Source organism: Minwuia sp. IMCC3009 (assembly GCF_029909415.1).
Lineage (GTDB): Bacteria > Pseudomonadota > Alphaproteobacteria > Minwuiales > Minwuiaceae > Minwuia.
The window spans coordinates 163,943-188,307 of the sequence record NZ_CP123781.1; the positions used below are offsets into that span (position 1 = coordinate 163,943).

The following is a 24,365-nucleotide window of genomic DNA, read 5'->3' on the forward strand; positions in this document are numbered from 1 at the left end:
ACAGGCATTGAATGGAAATGCCTGACCGGTTTCAGCCCCGGGGCCGATTGCACTACATTGACGCCGCACCAGGCCGGATTGGCCTGCGTCATGGAGATTTCGAATGACCGAGAAGCATTTGCCGGGAATACGCGCCTGCGTCTTCGATGCCTATGGCACGCTGTTCGACGTGAATGCAGCCGCCAGGCATTGCGCCGACAGTCTGGGCGACAAGTGGCAGCCGCTGGCGGAGACCTGGCGTGCCAAGCAGCTGCAGTACACCTGGCTGCGCGGCCTGATGGGGCATCATGCAACCTTCTGGCAGGTGACCCTGGATGCGCTGGACTACGCGATGGCATCGCTGTCGATCCGGGATGATGCGCTGCGCGATGAGCTGGCCGATCTCTACCTCAGGCTGGATGCCTATCCGGAGGTGCCGCAGATGCTGCGCGACCTGAAGGCCGCCGGGATTCGCACGGCCATCCTCTCGAACGGGTCCCCGGACATGCTGGATGCGGCAGTCAGCAACGCGGGGATCGGTGATCTGCTGGATGCGGTGCTGACGGTGGAGGCGGTGGGTGTGTTCAAGCCCCATCCGTCGGTCTATGGATTGCCGGAGGAAACCTTCGGGCTGAAGCGGTCGGAGATGAGTTTCCAGTCATCGAATGCATGGGATGCCCATGCCGCAAAGGCCTTCGGGTTCAACGTCGTCTGGGTCAATCGCTTCGGACAGGCGGAGGAACGGATACCGTCCCGGCCGGACATGCAGATCAGCGATCTGTCCGGTCTCGCGCGCATCGTAGGAGCTGTCTGAGTGTCGGATTTCAGCACGCATCACTTCTCGGCCCAGGACGGGACCCGCATTCACTACCGGCGATATGGTGACCGCGCGCTCGACGGGACACCCGTGCTGTGCCTTGCGGGACTGACGCGGAATTCCAAGGACTTCAACAAGCTGGCAACGCGGCTGGGGCAGGACCGGCTGGTGCTCTGTCCCGACTATCGCGGGCGGGGGCAGTCCGCCCATGCCGACTACCGCACCTATGCGCCCGGCAGCTACATCAGTGATGTCATGCACCTGCTGGCGGTGGAGGACATTCACCGGGTCATCGTCATCGGAACCTCGCTCGGCGGACTGCTGGCGATGGCGCTGACCGTGGCCATTCCGGCGGCGCTGGCCGGACTGGTGATCAATGATGTCGGACCGGACATATCGGCCGACGGACAGACACGGATCCTCGACTACGTGGGTGTCGATCAGCGCCACGCCACGCTGGCGAAGGCGGCGGAAGCCATGCGCCAGACCTATGGGGCCGCGTTTCCCGACTGGTCGGAGGAGGACTGGCTGACCAATGCGGAGGGGACCTATACCCATGACCCGGTCGCGAACAACTGGAAGCTGGACTATGACCTGAAGCTGCGCGATGCCCTGGCCGAGCAGGCGAAGTCGGGTGCCCTGCCGGACCTTTGGGCGCTGTTCCGGGGTCTGGCCCATCTGCCGGCACTTCTGGTTCACGGGGCGCTCTCGGATGTGCTGAAGGCCGAGACCGTCGCCCGCATGCAGCGCGAGAAACCTGATCTGGAACTGGTCACGCTGGAAAACCGCGGTCATGCCCCCTCCATGACCGAACCTGCCTGCCTGCCTCGAATTCTCGCGTTTCTGGAGCGCTGCGATGACACTGGCCACCACTGAACCCGTTACCGAATTTGCGCTGTCCGACATACAGGCCGCGGCGGCACGCATCGATGGCATCGTCCGCCGCACGCCCCTGCTGGAATCCGCCCGGCTGAACGACAGGATCGGTGGTCGGCTGCTGGTGAAGGCGGAATGCCTGCAGCACACCGGGTCGTTCAAGTTCCGCGGTGCCTACAACCGGCTGGCCGCCATGGATCCGGAGGTGCGCGCCCGCGGGATTCTCGCCTATTCATCCGGCAATCACGCCCAGGGTGTCGCCCGCGCGGCGCAGATGTTCGGCGTCCCGGCGACCATCATCATGCCGCGCGATGCCCCGGCCATGAAGCAGCGCAACACGGCTGAATATGGTGCCGCAATCGTGCTCTATGACCGGCATGGCGAAAGCCGGGAGGCCATCGGCAGACAGATCGCGGCGGAGCAGGGGCTGACGCTGGTGAAGCCTTATGACGATCCGCTGATCATGGCCGGGCAGGGCACGTCGGGCCTGGAATGCGCACAGCAGTGTGCGGAACTGGACGCCGTGCCGGATCTGGCGCTGGCGCCGACAGGCGGGGGTGGCCTGATGGCCGGTTTCTCCACAGCCATGAAGGCGGCCTTTCCCGATCTGGCGCTGTTCGCAGTGGAGCCGGAGGGATATGACGATACGGCGCGTTCCCTGCAATCCGGAACCCGGGTCGCCAACACGGCCACGCCGGCCAGCATCTGTGACGCGATCATGACGCCACAGCCGGGAGAACTGACGTTTCCTGTCAATCAGCGGACACTCTCCGGTGGTCTCACGGTCAGCGACGGGGAAGTCCGGCAGGCAATGGCAGACGCCTTCGCCGAACTGAAGGTCGTCATCGAGCCCGGGGGCTGCGTCGCTCTGGCGGCGGTCCTGTCGGGCAAGCTGCCGGTCGCGGGCCGGACAGTCGTGGTGGTGGCGTCGGGCGGCAACGTCGATCCGGCCCTTTTTGCCGATACCCTCGCGCCGGCATCCTGAGAGAGCTATGCTGCCCCGAAATCCGGGGGAGATTGTCATGCCTGTACCCACGTCCGTGCTGCAACTGATCGGCAACACGCCGATGGTCGAACTTACCAATCTGGATACCGGGCCCTGTCGGCTGTTCGCCAAGCTGGAGAGCCAGAATCCCGGTGGCTCGATCAAGGATCGCATCGGCCTGTCGATGATCGAGGCCGCCGAACGGGACGGGCGGCTGAAGCCGGGCGGCACCCTGATCGAGGCGACGGCGGGCAATACCGGCCTGGGCCTGGCGCTTGTCGCGGCACTGAAGGGCTATCGCCTGATCCTGGTCATCCCCGACAAGATGAGCCTGGACAAGATCCAGCACCTGAAGGCGCTGGGGGTCGAGGTGCGGCTGACCCGTTCCGACGTCGGCAAGGGCCATCCGGAGTACTACCAGGACATTGCGGAGCGGCTGCAGCGGGAGATTCCGGGGGCATTCTGGGTCGATCAGTTCTCCAATCCCGCCAACCCGGAGGCGCATGAGACCGGGACCGGGCCGGAGATCCTGGCGCAGATGGACGGCGACGTGGATGCGGTGTTCTGTGGCGTGGGCTCCGGCGGCACGATCACCGGTATCGGCCGCTTCATGCGGGCAAACTCGCCGAAAACGGAGATGGTGGTTGCCGACCCTGAGGGCTCTGTCGTGGCGGAGGCGGCGAATACCGGCAATGTCCCCAATGAGGTCGGGTCCTGGCTGGTGGAGGGGATCGGGGAGGACTTCATCCCCCCCAACTGTGATCTGAGCGTCATCAGCCGCGGTATCACGGTCTCGGACACGGAGGCGTTCGAAGCGATCCAGCTGCTGCTGTCGAAGGAAGGGATCCTGGGCGGTTCCTCCACCGGCACACTGCTCGCCGCGGCCCTGCGCTACTGCCGGGAGCAGACGGAACCGAAACGGGTCGTGACCCTGGTCTGCGACACCGGCAACAAGTACCTCAGCAAGGCCTACAACAGGGCCTGGCTGGTCGATCAGGGGCTGGTGAAACGGGAGAAGCACGGCGATCTGCGCGACCTGATCATTCGCCGTGCTGACGAGGGCGATGTGGTCAGTGTCTCCCCGGACGACACCCTGCTGACGACCTATTCACGCCTGCGCATGTTCGACATCTCGCAGCTGCCGGTGCTCTCCGACGGGGCCATTGTCGGCATCATCGACGAGAGTGACCTGTTGCTGGCCGTGCACGGTCACGAGGAGAACTTCCAGAGTCCGGTCTCCGAATTCATGGTCACCCGGCTGGAAACCATCTCGCCCGATGCCCCGCTGGAGCAGCTGATGCCGATCCTGCGGGCCGACAAGGTGGCGATTGTGGCCAGCGACAGCACGTTCTTCGGGCTGATCACCAAGGTCGACATGATCAACAACATGCGCCGCCACATGGCGGAGGCGGTCGAGGGCTGACCCGCCGGCCCCTCAGGCGGAGCGTCTGGAGCGGTTGCGCAGGCCGAGGATCGTATTGCCCAGCAGGGCGCTGAGGATCAGCGCGCCGCCGATCAGGCCCCACTGGTTGGGGGTCTCGGCCAGTATCAGCCAGACCCAGATCGGGCCGACCACCGTCTCCAGCAGCAGGAACAGGCCCACCTCCGGCGCGGAGATGTAGCGGGGGCCGACAGTCAGGCCGAGATAGGCCAGCGGAATGAAGAACAGACCGCTGACCAGCACCGCCATCCACTCGGTCTCACCGGCGGGCACGTCGAACCAGAAACAGCCGACCAGCCCCATGATGAAGGCCCCGAGCGCCGTGCCGGGGATCATGCTGACCGACTTGGCCTTGCGGATGATGACGAAGGACAGGGACACGAAGGCGGCACAGCCGAGGGCCAGCAGTTCCCCCAGACCGGCGTCGCGGCTGATCTCGTCCGCGCCGACAAGGGCGACACCGGCCAGGGCGACGATGGAGGCGATCCATGTGCGTGGCGGTGTCGGTTCCCGCAACAGCAGGGTGGAGAAGATGGAGGAGAACAGCGGGGCCGTGGCCACGATGACGAGGACGTTGGCGGCAACGGTCATGGTGTTCGCGGCAACGAAGCAGCCGGTACTGATCGCGTAGCAGCAGGCGACGCCGATGCCGGGCCAGCCGATGGCGCGCCAGTTGGCGATGAACTGACCGCGCCAGATGAAGACGAACGGCAGCGTCATCATCAGTGCCACCAGCATTCCGCGCCAGAAGAACAGCGAAGGCGCGGCCATGCCGGACATCTTGATCAGCAGCGCATCCGGCGTAATCGCCAGAACACCGCCCGCTGTTATCAGCAGGCCCTTGACGTGATCATCCATGGTTCACCGACCCGAGGCGCAGTCGATACACAGCGGGGTCGCGGGGTCAACGGCCAGGCGCTTCGCCGCGATCTCCTCCCCGCAGTCGACGCAATATCCGAAATCCCCGCTCGCGATGCGGGCAAGTGCGGCATCGATGCGGGCGACCTGCTGGGTCCGCTGGTTTTCCGAGGCCTTTGCCATCTCCTGCTGCTGCAGCGCGTCCATGCGCGAAAGCCGGCCCACGCGCGACTGGTCGAGTTCGACAGCATCGCGGGAACTGGCCGACAGGGCACTCAGCCCTGTCAGGCTGTCCCGCCGTTGCAGCAATGCCGCCCTCAGTACCTCGATATTATCCGGCACGCCACGCTCCTGATCTCGGATCGCCAGCATATATCAGGCTGTGCCGTCGCCCGTCACATTAATCCCGCATTAAGCCTCCCCGCCTATCGTCAGGTGTCATTGGGAGCGAAGTAATGACCGCACAGATAGACGTTTCGGAAGTCCAGCGACTCATCGGTGCCCTGTCCGCCGACAACAAGACCACGGTGGCGGCGCAGGTTGGTCGCCTGATGAAAAGTTCCGGGCTTTCGCCCCGGGAACTGCGGGTGGCACTGGAACTGGTCGATCAGCTTGTCGCGGACTCCGTCGTGGCGGTGCGCCAGTCCCTGGCTGAACATATTGCCGAATCACCCATGCTGCCCCGACCGATGATCGAACGGCTGATCGCGGACGTTGATGCGGTGGCCCTGCCCATCGTGCGGCTGTCGTCACTGCTGGACGATGCCGTGCTGCTGGAGCAACTGGAGCGCGGCGAAGACTATCAGGTGGCCGTCGCCGGTCGGGAGTCGGTCAGCGCGGTGGTCTCGGAGCGTATCGTCTCCGTCGGGACGGAGCAGGCGGTCGGGACCCTTGTCCGCAACACGGGCGCGGACCTGCAGGCAGGTGCCCTGGACCGGGCCATCGACCGGTTTCAGGAATCCACCCATGTCATGGGCGCGGTTGCCGCCCGTCCCGGATTGCCGCTGAAGACCGCGGAGCGGCTGGTCTCCCTGGTGGTCAGCGAGCAGTGCATCCGCACCGTCTCCGACATGATGATGGATGCGCTGGTGAAACGCAGCGACCTGCCGCCGATCCTGGCAGAGGACATCTTCGTGCACGGCATGGAGCGCTCCGTCGCGTCGGTCATCAGGAATTCCGACGACATTGCCGAAGTGCAGGAACTCGCGGCCCGCATGAAGGCGCAGGGCCGCCTGTCCACCAGCCTGATGCTGCGCGTGCTGGCAGGGGGCGACCACCAGTTCTTCATTGCCGGCATGACGGCTCTCAGCGGCTGGCCGGAACAGCGGGTGAAGGGGGCCATGGATGGGGCCGGTCTGGATGGTTTCCGCCGCCTCTACGAGGCATCAGGTCTGGATTCACTGATGTTCCACGCCTTCCGGGTTTCCCGTGACGAGATTGCCGCGGCGCGGAAACGGCGGGAAGGCATGGACGAACCGACCTTCATTCATCGGATCATTTCCCGCATCAGCGATGAATACAGCAACATCAGCCCGACAGGTCTGGAAGAGGTCCTGGCGCGACTGCGGCGACGCGCCGACGGGTCCGGCGGCGCCTCGCGCGCCCGCGCCTGACCGTCCCGTTCCCGCCGCCACATCCCCTTGCGGGTCGTCCGGCTGACTGCTCAGACAGACGTCCGGGGCTTTTCAGCCGAAGTCACAGACGGTTGTGCCGAGCCGCGTCGCAGCGCCCTCAGACCCACTTCACCCCGATGATCTCGTAGGATTTCTCGCCGCGCGGTGTCTGCACGTCGACGGAGTCACCTTCCGACTTGCCGATCAGGGCGCGCGCGATGGGGCTGGTGATGGAGATCAGGCCGCTGTCGATATCCGCTTCATCGACGCCGACGATCTGATACTCGCTCTCCTCGTCCGTATCCACGTCGGCCAGGCCGACCGTGGCACCGAAGCGGACCGTATCGCCGGACATCTTGGTGGTGTCGATCACCTCCGCCCGGCTGAGCGCGCTCTCGAGTTCCATGATGCGGGACTCGATGAAGCCCTGCTTCTCCTTCGCGGCATGATATTCCGCGTTTTCGGACAGATCGCCGTGCGCACGCGCCTCGGCAATGGCCTGGATCACGGCCGGGCGTTCCACCGACTTCAGATTCTTCAGTTCCGCTTCAAGGCGCTGCTGGCCTTTCAGCGTCATTGGGACACGTTCCACGCCGATACCTTCTCTGGACCCGGGAGATACACAGGCGCCGGTCGCTGTCATGCAGCAACCGGCGCATTCGAAGGTTCAATAGTAGGACTGCAAGGGCGCGACTTCAAGACGACCGGTCTTCAGCGCCTTCAATGCCTGAACAGCGGCACGGGCACCGGCGGCTGTCGTGTAATAGGGCACGCGTTCCTGCAGCGCCGTCCGGCGCAGCGAGAAGGAGTCGCGGATCGCCTGCTCACCGTCGGTGGTGTTGATGACCATCTGCACCTGATGGTTCTTGATCGCATCAACGATGTGGGGGCGGCCCTCCAGCACCTTGTTGATCGGCTTGCAGGCGGCGCCGTGGTCGGTCAGGAACCGCGCGGTTCCGTGGGTACCGACCAGGGAGAAACCCATGCCGACCAGATCCCGGCCCAGTTCCGCGAACATCGCCTTGTCGCTGTCACGGACGGAAACGAAGATCGTGCCGCTTTCCGGCAGGCGTGTGCCACTGCCGAGCTGTGACTTCAGGAACGCCATCTCGAAGTCCTGGGCCAGGCCCATGACCTCACCGGTGGAGCGCATCTCCGGCCCCAGGATGACATCGACGCCGGGGAAGCGGGCAAACGGGAAGACCGCTTCCTTGATGGCGATGTAGTCGAAGTCCAGCGCGTCCTTCGGCAGCTCGAAATCGGCGAGCTTCTCGCCCGCCATCAGCCGTGCGGCGATCTTGGCGATGGGCTTGCCGATGGTCTTGGCGACGAAGGGAACCGTGCGGGAGGCGCGCGGATTGACCTCCAGGATGTAGACGACCCCGTCCTGAACCGCGAACTGGACGTTCATCAGGCCGACGACATTGAGCTCGCGCGCCAGAATATCGGACTGGCGGCGGATCTCCGCGATCGTCGCATCGCTGAGTGAGTAGGGCGGCAGGGAACAGGCCGAATCGCCGGAATGCACGCCCGCTTCCTCGATATGTTCCATGATGCCGGCGACGAAGGTCTCCGTCCCGTCGCACAGCACATCGACATCCACCTCGGAGGCATTGCCCAGGTAGGAATCGACCAGCACCGGGCTGGTGCCGGAGACCCGCACGGCCTCCCGCACGTAGCGCTCCAGACCGGGCATGTCGTGCACGATCTCCATGGCGCGGCCACCCAGCACATAGGACGGACGCAGCAGCACGGGGAAGCCCAGCCTCTCCGCCACGGCCTTCGCCTCCTCATTGCTGCGGGCGATGCCGTTGGGCGGCTGGCGCAGGTCGAGGCGCTGCAGCAGGTCCTGGAAGCGGTCGCGGTCCTCCGCCAGGTCGATGGCATCGACGGAGGTGCCGAGGATGGTGACTCCGGCATCCAGCAGCCCCTGCGCCAGGCGCAGCGGGGTCTGGCCGCCGAACTGCACGATGACACCGACGACTTCGCCGGACTGTTCTTCCGTCCGCACGATCTCCAGCACCGTCTCGATGGTCAGCGGCTCGAAATACAGCCGGTCGGAGGTGTCGTAATCCGTCGAGACCGTCTCCGGATTGCAGTTGATCATGATGGTTTCGTAACCGGCTTCCTTCAGCGCGAAGCAGGCATGGACACAGCAGTAGTCGAACTCGATGCCCTGGCCGATGCGGTTCGGACCACCCCCCAGGATGATCACCTTGCGCCGGTCCGTCGGCTTGGACTCGCATTCTCCGCCGACCAGTTCACCGCTGGGGGAGGGGAAGCCCTCATAGGTCGAATACATGTAGGGCGTGGCCGATTCGAACTCGGCGGCGCAGGTGTCGATGCGCTTGTAGACCGGCGTCACACCGGCCATGCGGCGGGCCGCTGCCACACGCGACTCGGAAGTCCGGGCCAGTTTCGCGATGCGGGCATCGCCGAAACCCATCTTCTTCAGTTGCAGCCAGCCCCAGGGCGTGGTCGGCAGGCCCTGTTCGCGCACCCGCTCCTCGGCTGTCACGATCTCGTCCAGCCGGTCGACGAACCACGGGTCATAGCGGGTAATGCGGACGATGCGTTCCTTCTCGATGCCGAAACGCAGCGCCTCCGCCGTCATCAGCAGGCGGTCCGGGGTCGGGCGGCCCAGCGCGGCGATCAGCGCATCCTCGTCGTCGCCCTCGACCAGCTGGTCGTCCAGGCCGTCGAGACCGGTCTCCATCGACCGGAGTGCCTTCTGCAGGCTCTCGTGGAAGTTCCGGCCCACCGCCATCGCCTCGCCCACCGATTTCATGGAGGTGGTCAGGTACGGCTCGGCACCGGGAAACTTCTCGAACGTGAAGCGCGGGATCTTGGTGACCACATAGTCGATGGTCGGCTCGAAGCTCGCCGGGGTCACGCGGGTGATGTCATTGTCCAGCTCGTCCAGCGTGTAGCCGACCGCCAGCTTCGCCGCGACCTTGGCGATGGGGAAGCCCGTCGCCTTCGACGCCAGTGCCGACGACCGCGAGACGCGGGGGTTCATCTCGATCACCACCAGCCGTCCGTCGTCGGGGTTGACCGCGAACTGCACGTTCGACCCGCCGGTATCCACGCCGATCTCCCGCAACACCGCAATCGAGGCGTCGCGCATGATCTGGTATTCCTTGTCGGTCAGGGTCAGCGCGGGCGCGATGGTAATGGAGTCGCCGGTGTGGATGCCCATCGGGTCCACATTCTCGATGGAGCAGATGATGATGCAGTTGTCCGCATGATCGCGGACCACCTCCATCTCGAATTCCTTCCAGCCCAGCACCGATTCCTCGACCAGCACCTGCGTGGTGGGGGAGGCGTCCAGGCCGCTGGCCACGATCTGCTCGAACTCGTCGCGGTTGTAGGCGATGCCGCCGCCGGTGCCGCCCATGGTGAAGGACGGGCGGATGACGGCGGGCAGGCCGATCTCCGCCATCACGTCACGCGCTTCGGCCAGGGTCTCGACCACGGCGCTCTTCGGCATGGCGAGGCCGATGCGGGTCATGGCGGCGCGGAACAGGTCCCGGTCCTCCGCCATGGAGATGGCTTCCTGCCTGGCGCCGATCAGCTCGACACCCAGTCGATCCAGCGTGCCGTCGTCGGCCAGCGCCAGCGCCGTGTTCAGCGCCGTCTGCCCGCCCATGGTGGGCAGCAGGGCGTCGGGGCGCTCCTTCTCGATGATCTTGGCGACCACTTCAGGTGTCACCGGCTCCACATAGGTGGCGTCGGCGAATTCCGGGTCCGTCATGATGGTGGCGGGGTTGGAGTTCACCAGGATGATCCGGTAGCCCTCCTCCCGCAGTGCCTTGCAGGCCTGGGTACCGGAATAGTCGAATTCGCAGGCCTGGCCGATGACGATCGGCCCCGCCCCGATGATCATGATGGATCGTATGTCGGTGCGTTTAGGCATTGGCGTCGATCAGGTCCGTGAAACGTTTGAACAGATAGTGAGCGTCCCGTGGTCCCGGGCTGGCTTCCGGGTGGTACTGGACGGAGAAGACGGGGCGACCCTCCATGCGGATCCCCTCCAGCACGCCGTCGAACAGCGATGTGTGGGTCTCCACGACGCCCTTCGGCAGGCTGTCGCGCATGGTGACGAAGCCGTGGTTCTGGCTGGTGATCTCCACCTTGCCCGTGGTCAGGTCCTTGACCGGCTGGTTGGCGCCGCGATGGCCGCGGTTCATCTTCGCGGTACGGCAGCCCAGTGCGATGGACAGCATCTGGTGGCCCAGGCAGATGCCGAAGATCGGCTTGCCGCTGTCGACCAGCTCGCGGATGACCGGCACCGCATAGACACCGGTCGCTGCCGGATCGCCCGGCCCGTTGGACAGGAAGATGCCGTCCGGATCGTGGCTCAGCACTTCCGCCGCCGTGGCGTTCGCGGGCACCACGATCACCTCGCAGCCGGCACTGACCAGACAGCGCAGGATGTTGCGCTTGCAGCCATAGTCGATGGCGACGACCCGACGCTTCGGCTTGCCTGCCTTCGCGTGGCCTTCGCCCAGGGTCCAGGTGCCCTCGGTCCAGTGATGGGTGGTCTCGCAGGTGACGTCCTTCGCCAGGTCCATCCCCTCCAGCCCCGGCCAGGCCTTCGCCTCCGCCACCAGGGCGGCGGTGTCGAACTGCCCGTCGGTGGCATGGGCCAGCACGCCGGAGGGCGCGCCGCCGTCACGGATGCGGCGGGTCAGGGCGCGGGTGTCGATCCCGGCAATGCCGATCAGGTTGCGCGCCTTCAGCCAGGCATCCAGGTGCCGGGTGGCGCGCCAGTTCGACGGCTCCGTGATGTCCATGCGGATGATCAGACCCCGCGCGGCTGTCGTCGAGGTCTCGATATCCTCGTCATTGGTGCCGACGTTGCCGATGTGGGGGAAGGTGAAGTTGATGATCTGACCGGCATAGGACGGATCGGTCAGGATCTCCTGGTAACCGGTGATGGAGGTGTTGAAACAGACCTCCCCCACCGTGGTTCCCAGCGCACCGATACCGGCTCCATAGAGCACGGTGCCATCGGCGAGCGCGAGCGCGCCCGTGGCCAATGGGCCGTCGCCCGGGGTGGGCGTCGGCGCGGCTGTCGTCATCTGTTCGGTCATTGGTCGTGGACCTGGAGTCTAGGGGGCAGCTTCAAGGGCGGGCACCTGGCGGTGACGCCAGCGCAAAGTTGCCGGACGATAGTGATTTCAATGGGTTGGGTCAAGTCGCAGCCCGAAGTGAATAATGTAGCAATATCAATATGTTGGAGAAAATTGAGAAATTGCTGATTGCGGCATTTTGGTCTAGAGTCCGCCTCCTGTTGATAGGAGCTTGCCGATGTTGCGACAGCAACTGAACGAAGATCTGAAGTCCGCGATGCGTGACAAGGACACCCGACGCATGGGAACCCTGCGCCTGATCCTCGCCGCGGTGAAGGAGCAGGAGATCGTCGACCGCGCGGAAGGCGGAGACAATGAGATCACCGATGAGCAGATCCGGCTGATCATGGCCAAGATGGTGAAACAGCGGCGAGATTCGATCCGCATGTACGAAGAAGGCGCGCGGATGGACCTGGCGGAACAGGAGCAGGCCGAGATTGCGGTGATCGAAGGCTACCTGCCGAAACAGCTCTCTGCGGACGAGGTGGCGGAGGTCGCCGCGAAGGTGAAACAGGAACTCGGTGCCACCGGCCTGAAGGACATGGGACGCTGCATGGGCGTGCTGAAGGATCGCTACGCCGGTCGTGTCGACATGGGCCGTGCCAGCCAGACCATGAAACAGTTGCTGACCTGAGGGTCGTCCGGCGGCTGCGTCGCGCCAGTGGCATGGTTCGCCCGATTGCCGCCCCCCGCCGGATGTGCTGTAACTGATTCTCCGGTTTCTCGGGGGAGGAAGACGAATGAGCGATCCAAGCAGCATGTTCTCCGGCACGAAGGAGGTCGATGAGCGCTTTCGTTTCGATGAAGGCGCGCTCGCGGCATACCTGAAGGAAAACATCGACGGTTTCAGTGGCGACCTGCAGGTGCGCCAGTTCAAGGGCGGACAGTCGAATCCGACCTATGCCCTGCGCGCGGGTGGGCGCGAATTCGTGCTGCGCCGCAAGCCGCCGGGAAAGCTGCTGCCCTCCGCACACGCGGTGGATCGTGAATACAAGGTCCTGACCGCCCTTGGCGCCCACACGGACGTACCGGTCGCGAAGACCTGGTGCCTGTGCGAGGACGAGGACGTCATCGGCACGATCTTCTACGTCATGGATCTGGTCGAGGGCCGGGTGATCTGGGACCAGAGCCTGGAGCATCTGGAGCGCAGCGAACGCGCCCCCTACTACGATGCCATGAACGACGTCATCGCCCGGCTGCATTCGGTCGACTACAAGGCGGTGGGGCTGGAGGACTTCGGTCGGCCCGGCAACTACGTGCTGCGCCAGGTCAGCCGCTGGTCGAAGCAGTACAAGCTGTCGGAGACAGACACGATTCCGGAAATGGACCGGCTGATGGAATGGCTGCCGGAGAATGTGCCGGACTCCGATTCCACCACGGTGGTGCATGGCGACTATCGCCTCGACAACCTGATGTTCCACCCGACGGAGCCGCGCATCGTTGCGGTGCTGGACTGGGAAATCTCGACCCTTGGTGACCCGCTGGCCGACTTTGCCTACCACGTGATGAGCTGGCGCCTGCCGCCGGGGCTGTTCCGGGGTATCGGCGGTCTGGACCTGGAGGCGCTGGGCATCCCGACGGAGCAGGCCTACGTGGAGGCCTACTGCAAGCGCACGGGCCGCGACGGCATCGGCAACTGGGACTATTACCTCGCCTACAACATGTTCCGTATCGCCGCGATCCTGCAGGGCATCGCGGGTCGGGTGCGCGACGGGACCGCAGCCTCCGACCATGCGAAGGAACAGGTTGCCCGCATCCGCCCGCTGGCCGAATTCGCCTGGGCGCAGGCGGAGAAGGTGATCAAGGCGGGCTAGGTCGCGCACCTGATCATTGCCAACGGGGACGGAGGCGTTATCGTCCCGAGGCATGAACAGACATACTGACAGTGCCATTGGCATTCTTGAGCGGCTGGTCGGGTTCGACACGACCAGCCGCGATTCGAACATGCCGCTGATCGACTGGGTCGCGGCCTATCTGGAAGAACACGGCGTTGCCTCCATCAAGGTGATGGACGCGGATGGCGGCAAGGCCAATCTGGTCGCCACCATCGGCGAGCAGGTCGATGGCGGAATCGTGCTTTCGGGCCATACCGATGTCGTGCCCGTGGACGGTCAGGACTGGCAGACGGCCCCCTTCACCCTGACGCGCAAGGGCGACCAGCTCTTCGGGCGCGGTTCTTCGGACATGAAGGGCTTCATCGCCTGCGCGCTGGCTGCCGTGCCGGATCTGGTGGCGGCGAAGCTGACGCGGCCCGTGCATCTGGCCTTTTCCTACGACGAGGAAGTCGGCTGCTTCGGTGTTCACGGCATCGTCGACCTGTTCGAGGCGGAGGGCTTCAAGCCCGCGATCTGCCTTGTCGGTGAGCCGACGATGATGCGTGTCGTCAATGCCCACAAGGGCGCGGCGACCTTCATCACGCGACTGAAGGGCAAGGAGGTGCATTCCTCCCTGACCCACATGGGCGTCAACACGGTGATCTATGGTGCGGAGCTTGTCGGTTTCATCGCGAAGCTGGCGGAGGAGCGCAAGCAGCAGGTCGATCCGAACTTCGATCCGCCCTACACCACCGTCCATGTCGGGATGATGCATGGCGGCACGGCGGTCAACATCGTGCCCCAGGACTGCGAGATCGTCTGGGAGTTCCGCGCGGTCGAAGGCGACGACGGGTCGGATATCAAGCAGCGCGTGCAGGAATTCATCGACACGGACCTGCTGCCCCGGATGCGGGCGGTCGCACCGGGAGCCGATATCGTGACGGAGCCGATCGCGGAGGTCGTGGGCCTGTTCCCGGAGAAGGATGGCCCTGCCGAGACGCTGATCAAGCTGCTGGCCCAGCGCAATGATACCGAGACCGTGTCCTATGGCACGGAAGGCGGCGTGTTCCAGGTTGCGGGCATTTCGACCGTGGTCTGCGGACCCGGCGACATCGCCGTGGCGCACCAGCCCAACGAGTTCGTGGATGTGGATCAGATCAGCCAGTGCATGGACCTGATGGACCGTCTGCGGACCCATATCTCGGCCTGACCGGCACAGCCCTGGGGGAGGCACGGATGATGGTGGATTTCAGTTCGGTTCTGGAGCGGTTCTGCGCGGCGGTGGAGAGCAATGACGGCCCCGGGCTTGCGGCCCTGTTCGCCGAGGACGGCGTCTACAACGACTATCTCTACGGACCCTTCCAGGGGCGCGAGGCCATCGGGCAGATGCTGAACAACCACTTCTGGGGGGATGCGGAGGCGTTTCGCTGGCAGATGATCGATCCCGTCTGTGACGGACGTGTCGGCTATGCCCGCTATCTCTTCAGCTTCACCTCCGTCATGCCGGCCTATCCGGGGCGGCGCGTGGTGCTGGAGGGCACGTCGATCTTCCATTTCGACGCCGATGGCATGATCGCGAGTTATCGGGAGACCGCGCATGGTGCCGCCGCCATGTCCCAGCTCGGGGTGGAGCCGGAACGGATGGCGAAACGGTCCCGGCGCTGGGCCGACGAACTGCTTGCCCGCGACGAGGCCGCACCGCACCGCCATACCTGAACGACAGCCGTACCCTGAGCGACAGCCTGGCAGGCTTGTCCGGCCTGCATGCTCTCGCGCCGACGGACGCCATATTGTGTCATCGAATCGACATGCACACCCGATATGGGTTTCTGCGTGGTTGCTCTTTGTCGGCTACCCGGTAACACTTTCGGTGTCTGGTCGTGTTGATTCAGGCGGATCGAGCGTTCGAGGGGGATGGATGTGCCATGTACCTGAGACCTGAAAAGTTCCCGGCGCTGGTGCTCAACGCCGACTTCAGGCCGCTGTCCTATTTTCCGCTATCGGTCTGGCCCTGGCAGGAGGCCGTGAAGGCGTCATTCCTGGATCGGGTCAATATCATCCAGCTCTACGACCGCACGGTTTCCAGCCCGTCGCTGACCATGCAGCTGCCCAGCGTCATCGCGCTGAAGGAATATGTGCGCCCGGCTGCCTATCCGGCATTCACCCGGTTCAATGTCTTCCTGCGTGACCGGTTCCGCTGCCAGTACTGCAATGCCACCGAGGATCTGACCTTCGATCATGTGATCCCGCGCCGTGCCGGTGGCCGGACGACGTGGGAGAATGTCGTGGCTGCCTGTGCGCCGTGCAACATCGCCAAGGGGGGACGGATGCCGGATCGCGCGAACATGCACCCGCACCGCCCGCCCGTGCGTCCGACCATGCAGGACCTGAACCGCATCGGTCGTGCCTTCCCGCCGAACTACCTGCATGACGGCTGGCGTGACTATCTCTACTGGGATTCCGAACTGGAACCCTGACACTTGTGGTTTCCCGCCCGATCCCGGATACAGGGCGGACCATGAAGTCAGAGACACTGGTCATCATCAACCGACAGGGCGGCGGTGCCGGGCGCGATGTCACCCGCGCCCTGGCTGTATTGCGTGAAGCGGGCCTGAAGCCGCAGCTCGCGCGTCCAGACAGACCCGAACAGATCTCGGAAGTGATCCGGGAGCGTGGCCCGGACTGCGCGCGGATCATCGTCGGCGGCGGCGATGGCACCATGCTGCATTCGGCCCAGGCCCTGCTGGATGCGGGGCGTCCCGTCGGTCTGCTGCCGATGGGGACCGCCAATGATCTGGCCCGGACGCTTGGCATTCCCGCGGACCTGGCCGACGCGGCGGGCGTGATCGTGCGCGGGCGCACGAAACGCATCGATCTGGGTCTCGTGAACGGCCGACCCTATTTCAACGTGGCCAGCATGGGGTTCAGCGCCAACGTTGCCCGCCACCACACGGGGGAACGGAAACGGCGGCTGAAGCTGTTGAGCTACCCCGTGAGCTGGCTGGATGCGCAACGCGACACGAAACCGTTCCGCGTGCGCCTGACAGACAGGGACGGCAAGACGAAGTCGACCCGGACAACCCTGTTCGCCATCGGCAATGGCGTTTTCTACGGCGGCGGGATGCGGATCGTCGAGGATGCGGCCATCGATGACGGCAATCTGGATGTCTTCTACGTGCGGCCCCTCGGCCCGCTGGGCATGCTGAAGGTCCTGCCGCTGCTGCGGTTCGGCGCGATCCGCCACAAGCGCGATATCCGGACCCATCGGCTGCACTGGCTGAAGGTGGAGGCGGAGCCGGAACAGCAGCTCAACGTGGACGGCGAACTGGTCGAGACCACACCGGCTGTCTTCGATATCATGCCGCGCGCGCTGGAGTTTCACGTCCCGGACCCCACATGGTCGATGGGAACTGCAGGAAATGCTGCAAGGGAAGCCGGATGGACCTGATACGCAATGATGCCCAAGTGGCGCTGAACGAGATCGTGGCCGCAAGCCGTCGGCTGGCCGCGCGGCTGCGCCATGCATCGGAAATCATCGACAGTGATGTCTTCTCCGACCCGGCGGATGAAGTGGACCGGCTGGCGGAGGAACTCGCCGAGCGCCAGCGGGCGGAGGACGAGGACGAGATTCCCTCGGCACCGTCGGACGAGGCCCTGCTGGTCGATGCTGCGGCGATGCGTGTCAGGCTGGCAATCGTGGACAACCTCGCCGACGTGCGGGACGAATGGTACAGGGACCTCTCCCTGGTGCTGGACCAGCACGCAGGCAACCTGCCGGATGATGCCCGGCCCCTGGCGGACGCGATGCGGAAGGTGATCGGGAAATGAACCAGTTGAAGCCGCTTCATGTCATTGGTGGCGGTCTTGCGGGATCGGAGGCCGCCTGGCAGGCGGCACGGGCCGGAGTGCCTGTCGTGCTGCACGAGATGCGGCCGGAGCGGATGACAGACGCCCATCAGACCGAGGGTCTGGCGGAACTCGTCTGTTCCAACTCCTTCCGCTCCGACGATGCCGAACAGAATGCCGTCGGCCTGCTGCATGCCGAGATGCGGCGGGCGCAATCCGTGATCATGGCCGCCGCCGACCGCAATCAGGTTCCGGCCGGGGGCGCGCTGGCCGTGGACCGGCATGCCTTCTCCGACGCCGTGGGCGCCCTGATCGCGGCGGAGCCGCTGATCACGGTCTCGCGGGCCGAAGTCGCCGGACTGCCGCCTGCCGACTGGGACAGTGTCATCGTGGCCACCGGCCCCCTGACGTCGCCCGCCCTGACCCAGGCCGTGCTCGACCTGACGGGGGAGGACCAGCTGGCGTTCTTCGACGCCATCGCGCCGATCATCGACCGGGAGTCGATCGATTTCGACGTGGCCTGGTTCCAGTCCCGCTATGACAAGGTCGGCCCCGGCGGCGATGGCGCGGACTACATCAATTGCCCGATGGACGAGGCGCAGTATCTCGCGTTCCTGGATGCGCTGATCAATGGGGAGAAGACCGAGTTCAGGGAGTGGGAGAAGAACACGCCCTATTTCGAGGGCTGCCTGCCGATCGAGGTGATGGCATCGCGCGGTGTCGATACCCTGCGCTATGGCCCGATGAAACCGGTGGGGCTGACGGATCCGCGCACGGGCAGCAGCCCCCATGCGGTCGTGCAGCTGCGCCAGGACAACAAGCTGGCGACCCTCTACAACATGGTCGGGTTCCAGACGAAGCTGAAGTATGGCGTGCAGACCGAGGTCTTTCGCATGATCCCGGGGCTGGAGAACGCCACCTTTGCCCGTCTTGGCGGCCTGCACCGCAACACGTTCCTGAACAGTCCGCGTCTGCTGGATGAGCAGTTGCGTCTGAAGGCCCAGCCGCGGCTGCGGTTCGCAGGACAGATCACCGGGGTCGAGGGCTATGTGGAAAGCGCGGCCATCGGTCTGCTCGCCGGTCGGCTGGCTGCGGCGGAGCGGCTGGGACAGGATCTCGCGGCCCCTCCCGTGGAGACCGCGCTGGGTGCCCTGCATGCGCATATCACCGGCGGCGCGGACGCGAAGACCTTTCAGCCGATGAACGTGAATTTCGGCCTGTTTCCGCCCCTGGAAGAGCGGTTCAGGGGACGGGACAAGCACCGCCTGAAGCGCAAGGCGCTGAGTGACCGGGCGCTGGGTGCCTTTTCGGCCTGGCTGGGCGAGGTGTCCGAAGCCGCCTGATCGGGAGGGGGAGAGGGCTGGCCCGGATCTATGACTGGAACCGCATGCCTCAGCCCTGTGGCAACACCGCTTCGATCGCGCTGCGCAGTTCGCTTGATTCCGGTGCGGTGCTGCTGGGCCAGTTGCCCGCGATCTGTCCGTCCGGGGTGATCAGGTACTTGTAGAAGTTCCAGCGCGGCGCGGCGCTGCGCCCGCGGGTGTCGGCGATCCAGCGGTACAGGGGATGCGCGTCGCGGCCGCGGACGGTCTGGCGCTCGGTCATCGGGAAGTCGATGGCGAAATTCACGGCGCAGAAGCGCTTGATCGCAGCCTCCGAGTCCAGTTCCTGATTGAAGTCGTCGGAGGGTACGCCGAGAACCACGAGCCCGCGGTCACGGTAGGAGTCCCAGAGCGCCTGCAGCCCGTCGTACTGATGGGTGTAACCGCACCGCGACGCTGTATTGACCAGCAGGATCGCCTTGCCCCGGTAGTGGCTGAGCGGCATCGGGGTCCCGTCAATCGAGGTGAAGCTGAAGTCATGGGCGCTGGTCTCGGCGGCGTGCAGCGCGCTGCCACCGGCCAGAGTGGCGGCAAGACCCAGTCCGAGGCCGAGAAGCTGACGGCGCGAAGACAGTATTCCGTTAACCATGACGTAACCCCATCCCGGTATCACTGTGCACGAGTCTATACGATTTCCGGAAGGTTATGGATCGCATGCCGTTGACGGCGCTAACCCTGTTTCACCTTGCCAGCCTGCTGATCGCGGGGGCCGTGGGGGTCGCGACTTTCCGTTTCATCCCTGAAACGTCGATGTATGACGCGGCCTTTACCGGCCTGCTTGTCCTGGCGCTTGGCGTCCTGTCCGGCGAGGGCGCGGCGCGTCGGCTCGAACGTCGGCTGCTGATGCGCAGCCTGGAGGCGGAACGCGCGGCACGCGAGGGCCAGGCGGGAGCCATTGCCGAACTGACGGCTGAACTGGATGGCCTGCGCAAGCATCGCGACCAGGAGGAACTGGTGGCCGAGATGCGCATGGTCCGCTCCCAGCTGGCCCGCATCGCCGCCGGCGGGTCGTCGGCCGGGCAGGCTTCTGGTGCTCCGCGCCATGCAGGGCCGGTCGAGCTGGAGGGCCAGCCCCTCATCGAGGCGGTGCTTTCTGCCCTGAAGGACAACCGCATCGACCTCTACCTGCAGCCGGTGGTGCAATTGCCACAGCGTCGTCTGGCCTTCCACGAATGTCTGACTCGGCTGCGTGACGGTGAGAACCATCTCATCGCGCCGGGCCAGTATCTGCCGGTGGCGGAGCAGGCGGGGCTGACCGCGACGATCGACAACCTTTCCCTGTTCCGCTGCGTCCAGGCCCTGAAGCGGCGGCGCAACGACGATTCCAGCTTCGGTTTCTTCTGCAACCTGTCCATGGCGACGCTGGAGGACGAAGGTTTCTTCGAGCAGTTTCTGGAATTCCTGGTGGCCAACCGGGACCTCGCCAGCCGGTTGGTGTTCGAGCTTGAAGCCGACCGGCTGCTGCAGGCCACACCGAAAGTCCGGGAGCATCTGGACAGCCTGAAACGGATCGGGTTCCGCCTCTCCGTCGACAATATCGACCGCGCGGACATCGATCTGCTCGCCCTGGTCGATGCCGGGGCGGTCTTCGCCAAGGTGGATGTCGGTGTGCTGAAGCAACTCGGGCATGCCGACCGGCCCCTGCCCCTGCTGGTGGAAAAGCTGCGCGCGCGCGGCATGGTCCTGATCGCCGCCAAGGTGGAGAGCGAGGATCAGGTGCTGGATCTGGTCGAGGATGATTTGACGCTGGCGCAGGGCTACCTGTTCGGCGAACCACGCCCGATGCGCGCGGATGCCTGATTGCAACTTTCTGACGTTACAGATTAATTAGCGTTGTCATGCAATTTGCGCATGGCTTCGCGCGTTCTTGTCGATTGTGCGGTTGCGAAGATATCTGCATTTTCGGAACATGTCTGATGCAGTGCAACAAATCGCTCCCGCAGGTCCCTTCCAGAGACTGGTCCTTTCCATGAGTATCGAAGGTCCGATCCGGGGTGTTGGCCTCTATTGCCTGGCCCTCGTGCTGTTTGTCGGCATGGGGACGCTGGCCAAGACACTGGCCGCGATCTATCCGATCGAGCAGGTGATCTGGGCGCGGTACTTCTTTCATGTGCTGCTGATTGTCCTGATGTTTCCGCGCCGCATCGGCAGCCTGTTCAAGACCAGGCGGCTTGGCCTGCAGATCACCCGGTCGGTGGTGGTCTTCGCCGCAACCGCGTTCGGTTTCACGTCCCTGAGCATCATGCCGATGGCCGAGGTCTCGGCGATTGGCTACGTCGCGCCGCTGATGGTCACCATCATGTCCTTCCTCATCCTCAAGGAGAAGGTGGGACCCAGGCGTCTGCTGGCCGTCGGCATCGGTTTTGTCGGGGTCATCGCGATCCTGCGGCCCGATCAGGCCAATTTCAGCCTCTGGTCGCTGCTGCCGCTGGCCATGGCGACCTGCTACGCCACCTTCATGGTGATGACGCGCCTGATCCGTGGCGCGGCCCCGCCGCTCAATTCCCTGTTCTACACGGCCATTGTCGGTGCCGTCGTGGCGACCATTCCGCTGCCCTTCATCTGGCAGGACCCGGAGCCGCTGCACTGGCTGATGTTCGCCGGCATGGGGCTCATCGGTGGCACCGGGCATTTCCTGATGATCAAGGCGTTCGAGCAGACGGAGGCGTCGATGATCGCGCCGTTCGTCTATACGGAACTGCTCTGGTCCATCGTCGCCGGTGCGATCTTCTTCAGCGAGATTCCCGGCATCGGCATGCTGGTCGGCGCGGCAGTGATCATGGCCAGCGGCCTGTTCATCCTCTACCGCGAACAGCGCGCCGCAGCGGAGGCAAAGGCTGCCGCACTGGCATCGTCCGGGGCCGACTGACGGCCGGTCCGAACATCTTCATTTGTTGATTGATCGCTGCCTTGACCGGCGGGCACTGGCCTGCACTCAGTCCTTGGCGTCCATCGGTTTCAGGTTGTTGATCGCCCGCTTGTTCACGATGGTGATCTCGCCAGTCCGATTGCAGAGCACGGGAAAGAAGTCGCCCGGACCATTCAGCAGGTCCAGCACGCGTTCGGTGGCCCGGATGAAGACACTGCCTTCGATCTCCGTCCCATCCGTCATCAGCAGCAGGGCATCCACCTTGACCTTGGGGACATAGTGGGAGCCTGCGCGGGGGCTGTTCTTGTACACCGTTCTCATGTCCTTCATCCTAGGGGGTTCAGGGTTAAGATACAGTTGCGGCATGGCCGACGCCACACCGCTGCAACGGAAGTCTAGCACCCTCTTGCGTTCCATGGGGCAAACACGGCATAACCCGCGTGGGAGGTTGTCGGTGGACGTGCCACTCGCCAACCCGGTCAGATCCGGAAGGAAGCAGCCGTAACGAATTCGGTGCGGGTCATCTGGCAGCCTCCTGCTTCTGAAGCATCATCGCGCGAGCAGCGCCCATGACGATGCTGCAATTCAGGGAATTCGAGGTGCGCGGGACATGAGCGGCACGAACGCTGTACCCTACCAGGTCCTCGCACGGAAATACCGACCCCAGACCTTTGACGAACTGATCGGGCAGGAAGCGCTGGTCCGCACGCTGGGCAATGCGATCGCGCGCAACCGGCTGCACCATGGATACATGCTCACCGGGGTGCGCGGCGTCGGCAAGACCACCACGGCCCGCATCATCGCCAAGGCCCTGAACTGCCGCACGGCGGATGGCCCGACGATGACGCCCTGCGGCACCTGCGAGGATTGCCGTGCCATCGTCGATGGCCGCCATATCGATGTGCAGGAACTGGATGCCGCGTCCCGCACCAAGGTGGAGCAGATGCGGGAGCTGCTGGACGGTGTGCCCTATCTGCCCGTTCAGGCCCGCACCAAGGTCTACATCATCGACGAGGTCCACATGCTCTCGTCGAACTCCTTCAATGCGTTGCTGAAGACGCTGGAGGAGCCGCCGGAGCACGTCATCTTCATCTTCGCCACGACGGAGATCCGCAAGGTGCCGGTGACCGTGCTGTCGCGCTGTCAGCGTTTCGATCTGCGCCGGGTGCCTGCGGACAAGCTGATCGCGCATCTGGGCGGCATCGCGGAGAAGGAGGGCGCCGAGGTCGATGAGGGCGCGCTGCAACTGATTGCCCGCGCCGCGGAGGGATCGGTGCGCGACTCCCTCTCCCTGCTCGATCAGGCCATCGCCCACGGGGCGGGCAAGGCCGATACGGCGCTGGTACGCGACATGCTGGGACTGGCGGACCGGATGCGGGTCCTGGACCTCTATGACGCCGTGATGCGGGGGCAGGCCGGTGACGCGCTGCTGCTGCTGCGCGAACTGCATGACGCGGGGGCGGATGCCCAGGTCGTGCTGCAGGACATGCTGGAGGTCACGCACTGGCTGTCTGCGGAACGGCTGGCACCTGGCCACGAACCGCCGGAGGCGCGTTCGGGAACGGAGCGGGAGAAGGGGGCCGAACTGGCGGCGTCCCTTTCCATGCCCGCGCTGAGCCGGGCCTGGTCGCTGCTGCTGAAGGGGGTGGAGGAGTGCCGGATCGCCCCCGCACCGATGGCTGCGGCCGAGATGACCCTGATCCGCCTGGCCTATGCCGCCGACCTGCCGGATCCGGCGGACCTGCTGCGACGCCTGAAGGATGGCGGCGCTTCGGCCGGGGGCGTACAGGGCGGTGCGTCCGCGCCTTCGCCATCGCCCTCATCAGGGCCTGCCTCGTCTGCATCATCGTCCGGTTCGGGCGGAAGTGGTTCGGTGGTCGCCTTCCGTGGCAGCGGGGGGATCGCCCCGCGCCCGCAGGCGGAACCGGAGGTGCCGGAGCCCCATGTCGAGATCGCGCAGGCCCCGGAACCGCAGCAGCCGCCCCCGCCCGCTCCGCCGGAAGATTTCCCGGCCCTGGTGGCCTGGGTCGCCGATCAGGGGCAGATCAACCTGGCCGGACAGTTGACCCACAATGTCCGGCTGGTCAGCTATCGTCCCGGCAGGCTGGAAATCGCGCTGACGGACAAGGCCCAGCCCGACATCACCAATCGGCTGGTGCGTGTGATCCGAAAGCACTTCGGGTCGCAGTGGAGCGTCGCGATAGCCTCTGAATCGGATGCCGCGACCCTGCACGAGCAGGATGAGGCGACGAAACGCGATACAGCGGAGCGCCAGATGGAGAATCCGCTGGTGCGTGCCGTGCTGGAAGTCTTCCCCGAAGCGCGATTGCTGGGTATCAAGCCGCTCGTGACCGCCGAATCGGACGGGATGGACGCGGACGCACTGGATGATGAGAGCGAGGAACCATGAAGAATCTCGGCAATCTGATGAAGCAGGCCAAGGCCATGCAGGAACGCATGGAGCGGGCGCAGGCGGAACTGGAGACGCTGGAGGTCGAGGGTGAGTCCGCTGCGGGCATGGTGCGTGTCACCCTGACTGCCAAGGGCCGCATGCGAGGGATCAAGATCGACCCCACCCTGATCGATCCGCAGGATCCGGAAGTGCTGGAGGACCTCATCACCGCTGCCCACAACGACGCCCGCACCAAGGCCGACGCGGCAACGCAGGAGAAGATGGGCGAGCTGACAGGCGGACTGGAACTGCCACCGGGCATGAAGCTGCCGTTCTGATGCCCACGCACAGGGTGGGG

The 24,365-nt window shown here is 64.9% G+C and carries 24 protein-coding genes and 1 other RNA gene; 18 read left to right on the plus strand and 7 right to left on the minus strand.

Annotated elements, in window-relative coordinates; translation table 11 throughout:
• Positions 1-103: 103 nt before the first annotated feature.
• The 4 genes from QGV55_RS00740 to QGV55_RS00755 are packed head-to-tail and all read left to right on the plus strand — an operon-like array spanning position 104 to position 4,080.
• A complete protein-coding gene (locus QGV55_RS00740) occupies positions 104-793 on the plus strand; it encodes a haloacid dehalogenase type II (RefSeq protein WP_281018796.1) in 690 nt (229 codons plus the stop codon).
• Positions 794-1,672 (plus strand): alpha/beta hydrolase, encoded by an 879-nt coding sequence (locus QGV55_RS00745; protein WP_281018795.1) that lies wholly within the window; start codon positions 794-796, stop codon positions 1,670-1,672. It begins immediately after the preceding gene.
• On the plus strand, positions 1,653-2,657 hold the full coding sequence (locus QGV55_RS00750; RefSeq protein ID WP_281018794.1) for a threonine/serine dehydratase: 1,005 nt from the start codon (positions 1,653-1,655) through the stop codon (positions 2,655-2,657). Before QGV55_RS00745 ends, QGV55_RS00750 begins: the two co-directional genes overlap by 20 nt.
• 37 nt (positions 2,658-2,694) lie before the next feature.
• Positions 2,695-4,080: a cystathionine beta-synthase gene (locus tag QGV55_RS00755; RefSeq protein WP_281018793.1), complete on the plus strand. Its 1,386-nt coding sequence runs from the start codon at positions 2,695-2,697 to the stop codon at positions 4,078-4,080.
• 12 nt (positions 4,081-4,092) lie between these two features.
• On the opposite strand, the gene QGV55_RS00760 is transcribed toward QGV55_RS00755, so the two are convergent.
• Together QGV55_RS00760 and QGV55_RS00765 are read right to left on the minus strand one after the other, a co-directional pair.
• Positions 4,093-4,956 carry a DMT family transporter gene (locus QGV55_RS00760; protein WP_281018792.1) on the minus strand — a complete coding sequence of 288 codons (864 nt, stop codon included), beginning with the start codon at positions 4,954-4,956 and terminating at the stop codon, positions 4,093-4,095.
• Positions 4,957-4,959: 3 nt separating this feature from the next.
• Positions 4,960-5,328, minus strand: a complete 369-nt coding sequence (locus QGV55_RS00765) for a TraR/DksA family transcriptional regulator (protein WP_281018791.1) — start codon at positions 5,326-5,328, stop codon at positions 4,960-4,962.
• An 83-nt stretch (positions 5,329-5,411) separates the two neighbouring features.
• Between QGV55_RS00765 and QGV55_RS00770 the strand changes: the two genes are divergently transcribed.
• Complete coding sequence (locus QGV55_RS00770) at positions 5,412-6,569, plus strand: DUF2336 domain-containing protein (RefSeq protein WP_281018790.1); 1,158 nt, start codon at positions 5,412-5,414, stop codon at positions 6,567-6,569.
• Positions 6,570-6,687: 118 nt separating this feature from the next.
• On the opposite strand, the gene greA is transcribed toward QGV55_RS00770, so the two are convergent.
• The 3 genes from greA to carA all read right to left on the minus strand — a co-directional run bounded on the left by greA (position 6,688) and on the right by carA (position 11,665).
• Positions 6,688-7,161: a transcription elongation factor GreA gene (gene greA / locus QGV55_RS00775; protein WP_281018789.1), complete on the minus strand. Its 474-nt coding sequence runs from the start codon at positions 7,159-7,161 to the stop codon at positions 6,688-6,690.
• Positions 7,162-7,236: 75 nt separating this feature from the next.
• Positions 7,237-10,485: a carbamoyl-phosphate synthase large subunit gene (carB, locus tag QGV55_RS00780; RefSeq protein WP_281018788.1), complete on the minus strand. Its 3,249-nt coding sequence runs from the start codon at positions 10,483-10,485 to the stop codon at positions 7,237-7,239.
• The gene (carA, locus tag QGV55_RS00785) at positions 10,478-11,665 is read right to left on the minus strand and encodes a glutamine-hydrolyzing carbamoyl-phosphate synthase small subunit (RefSeq protein WP_281018787.1); all 1,188 of its coding nucleotides are present in this window, start codon (positions 11,663-11,665) and stop codon (positions 10,478-10,480) included. Before carA ends, carB begins: the two co-directional genes overlap by 8 nt.
• Before the next feature lie 217 nt (positions 11,666-11,882).
• On the opposite strand from carA, the gene QGV55_RS00790 reads away from it, so the two are divergent.
• The 8 genes from QGV55_RS00790 to trmFO all read left to right on the plus strand — a co-directional run bounded on the left by QGV55_RS00790 (position 11,883) and on the right by trmFO (position 18,707).
• Entirely contained in the window at positions 11,883-12,338 is a 456-nt protein-coding gene (locus QGV55_RS00790) for a GatB/YqeY domain-containing protein (protein WP_281018786.1), read from the plus strand.
• A gap of 106 nt (positions 12,339-12,444) precedes the next feature.
• Positions 12,445-13,518, plus strand: coding sequence for a phosphotransferase family protein (locus QGV55_RS00795; protein ID WP_281018785.1), 1,074 nt, complete (start codon positions 12,445-12,447; stop codon positions 13,516-13,518).
• A gap of 52 nt (positions 13,519-13,570) precedes the next feature.
• On the plus strand, positions 13,571-14,728 hold the full coding sequence (gene argE, locus QGV55_RS00800; RefSeq protein WP_281018784.1) for an acetylornithine deacetylase: 1,158 nt from the start codon (positions 13,571-13,573) through the stop codon (positions 14,726-14,728).
• 26 nt (positions 14,729-14,754) lie between these two features.
• Positions 14,755-15,234, plus strand: a complete 480-nt coding sequence (locus tag QGV55_RS00805) for a nuclear transport factor 2 family protein (RefSeq protein ID WP_281018783.1) — start codon at positions 14,755-14,757, stop codon at positions 15,232-15,234.
• A 209-nt stretch (positions 15,235-15,443) separates the two neighbouring features.
• Positions 15,444-15,995, plus strand: a complete 552-nt coding sequence (locus tag QGV55_RS00810; protein WP_281018782.1) for an HNH endonuclease — start codon at positions 15,444-15,446, stop codon at positions 15,993-15,995.
• Positions 15,996-16,036: 41 nt separating this feature from the next.
• Positions 16,037-16,966: a lipid kinase gene (locus QGV55_RS00815; RefSeq protein WP_281018781.1), complete on the plus strand. Its 930-nt coding sequence runs from the start codon at positions 16,037-16,039 to the stop codon at positions 16,964-16,966.
• Complete coding sequence (locus tag QGV55_RS00820) at positions 16,957-17,346, plus strand: hypothetical protein (protein ID WP_281018780.1); 390 nt, start codon at positions 16,957-16,959, stop codon at positions 17,344-17,346. The genes QGV55_RS00815 and QGV55_RS00820 overlap by 10 nt, the downstream gene beginning before the upstream one ends.
• Positions 17,343-18,707, plus strand: a complete 1,365-nt coding sequence (gene trmFO, locus QGV55_RS00825) for a methylenetetrahydrofolate--tRNA-(uracil(54)-C(5))-methyltransferase (FADH(2)-oxidizing) TrmFO (protein WP_281018779.1) — start codon at positions 17,343-17,345, stop codon at positions 18,705-18,707. The genes QGV55_RS00820 and trmFO overlap by 4 nt, the downstream gene beginning before the upstream one ends.
• Positions 18,708-18,756: 49 nt before the next feature.
• On the opposite strand, the gene QGV55_RS00830 is transcribed toward trmFO, so the two are convergent.
• The gene (locus QGV55_RS00830; protein WP_281018778.1) at positions 18,757-19,335 is read right to left on the minus strand and encodes a glutathione peroxidase; all 579 of its coding nucleotides are present in this window, start codon (positions 19,333-19,335) and stop codon (positions 18,757-18,759) included.
• A gap of 71 nt (positions 19,336-19,406) precedes the next feature.
• Here QGV55_RS00830 and QGV55_RS00835 point away from each other — a divergent pair, with 71 nt between their 5' ends.
• Positions 19,407-20,546: an EAL domain-containing protein gene (locus QGV55_RS00835; RefSeq protein WP_281018777.1), complete on the plus strand. Its 1,140-nt coding sequence runs from the start codon at positions 19,407-19,409 to the stop codon at positions 20,544-20,546.
• A 169-nt stretch (positions 20,547-20,715) separates the two neighbouring features.
• Positions 20,716-21,615, plus strand: coding sequence for a DMT family transporter (locus tag QGV55_RS00840; protein ID WP_281018776.1), 900 nt, complete (start codon positions 20,716-20,718; stop codon positions 21,613-21,615).
• 66 nt (positions 21,616-21,681) lie between these two features.
• Here QGV55_RS00840 and QGV55_RS00845 read toward each other — a convergent pair whose 3' ends face one another.
• Positions 21,682-21,936: a hypothetical protein gene (locus tag QGV55_RS00845; protein WP_281018775.1), complete on the minus strand. Its 255-nt coding sequence runs from the start codon at positions 21,934-21,936 to the stop codon at positions 21,682-21,684.
• Between the two features lie 121 nt (positions 21,937-22,057).
• Here QGV55_RS00845 and ffs point away from each other — a divergent pair.
• From ffs to QGV55_RS00860, 3 genes are all read left to right on the plus strand, one after another.
• An RNA gene (gene ffs / locus QGV55_RS00850) (signal recognition particle sRNA small type) lies at positions 22,058-22,155 on the plus strand.
• 70 nt (positions 22,156-22,225) lie between these two features.
• Positions 22,226-24,025 carry a DNA polymerase III subunit gamma/tau gene (locus tag QGV55_RS00855; protein WP_281018774.1) on the plus strand — a complete coding sequence of 600 codons (1,800 nt, stop codon included), beginning with the start codon at positions 22,226-22,228 and terminating at the stop codon, positions 24,023-24,025.
• Complete coding sequence (locus QGV55_RS00860) at positions 24,022-24,345, plus strand: YbaB/EbfC family nucleoid-associated protein (RefSeq protein ID WP_281018773.1); 324 nt, start codon at positions 24,022-24,024, stop codon at positions 24,343-24,345. Before QGV55_RS00855 ends, QGV55_RS00860 begins: the two co-directional genes overlap by 4 nt.
• Positions 24,346-24,365: the final 20 nt, after the last annotated feature.

Coding starts and splice junctions, on each gene's coding strand:
- QGV55_RS00770 (WP_281018790.1), top strand. CDS start 5,412: ATGACCGCACAGATAGACGTTTCGGAAGTCCAGCGACTCATCGGTGCC.
- QGV55_RS00805 (WP_281018783.1), top strand. CDS start 14,755: ATGATGGTGGATTTCAGTTCGGTTCTGGAGCGGTTCTGCGCGGCGGTG.
- QGV55_RS00830 (WP_281018778.1), bottom strand. CDS start 19,335: ATGGTTAACGGAATACTGTCTTCGCGCCGTCAGCTTCTCGGCCTCGGA.
- QGV55_RS00810 (WP_281018782.1), top strand. CDS start 15,444: ATGTACCTGAGACCTGAAAAGTTCCCGGCGCTGGTGCTCAACGCCGAC.
- QGV55_RS00795 (WP_281018785.1), top strand. CDS start 12,445: ATGAGCGATCCAAGCAGCATGTTCTCCGGCACGAAGGAGGTCGATGAG.
- QGV55_RS00855 (WP_281018774.1), top strand. CDS start 22,226: ATGAGCGGCACGAACGCTGTACCCTACCAGGTCCTCGCACGGAAATAC.
- QGV55_RS00840 (WP_281018776.1), top strand. CDS start 20,716: ATGAGTATCGAAGGTCCGATCCGGGGTGTTGGCCTCTATTGCCTGGCC.
- argE (WP_281018784.1), top strand. CDS start 13,571: ATGAACAGACATACTGACAGTGCCATTGGCATTCTTGAGCGGCTGGTC.
- QGV55_RS00740 (WP_281018796.1), top strand. CDS start 104: ATGACCGAGAAGCATTTGCCGGGAATACGCGCCTGCGTCTTCGATGCC.
- QGV55_RS00845 (WP_281018775.1), bottom strand. CDS start 21,936: ATGAGAACGGTGTACAAGAACAGCCCCCGCGCAGGCTCCCACTATGTC.
- QGV55_RS00820 (WP_281018780.1), top strand. CDS start 16,957: ATGGACCTGATACGCAATGATGCCCAAGTGGCGCTGAACGAGATCGTG.
- QGV55_RS00755 (WP_281018793.1), top strand. CDS start 2,695: ATGCCTGTACCCACGTCCGTGCTGCAACTGATCGGCAACACGCCGATG.
- QGV55_RS00760 (WP_281018792.1), bottom strand. CDS start 4,956: ATGGATGATCACGTCAAGGGCCTGCTGATAACAGCGGGCGGTGTTCTG.
- QGV55_RS00815 (WP_281018781.1), top strand. CDS start 16,037: ATGAAGTCAGAGACACTGGTCATCATCAACCGACAGGGCGGCGGTGCC.
- QGV55_RS00860 (WP_281018773.1), top strand. CDS start 24,022: ATGAAGAATCTCGGCAATCTGATGAAGCAGGCCAAGGCCATGCAGGAA.
- QGV55_RS00765 (WP_281018791.1), bottom strand. CDS start 5,328: ATGCTGGCGATCCGAGATCAGGAGCGTGGCGTGCCGGATAATATCGAG.
- carA (WP_281018787.1), bottom strand. CDS start 11,665: ATGACCGAACAGATGACGACAGCCGCGCCGACGCCCACCCCGGGCGAC.
- carB (WP_281018788.1), bottom strand. CDS start 10,485: ATGCCTAAACGCACCGACATACGATCCATCATGATCATCGGGGCGGGG.
- QGV55_RS00750 (WP_281018794.1), top strand. CDS start 1,653: ATGACACTGGCCACCACTGAACCCGTTACCGAATTTGCGCTGTCCGAC.
- QGV55_RS00790 (WP_281018786.1), top strand. CDS start 11,883: ATGTTGCGACAGCAACTGAACGAAGATCTGAAGTCCGCGATGCGTGAC.
- trmFO (WP_281018779.1), top strand. CDS start 17,343: ATGAACCAGTTGAAGCCGCTTCATGTCATTGGTGGCGGTCTTGCGGGA.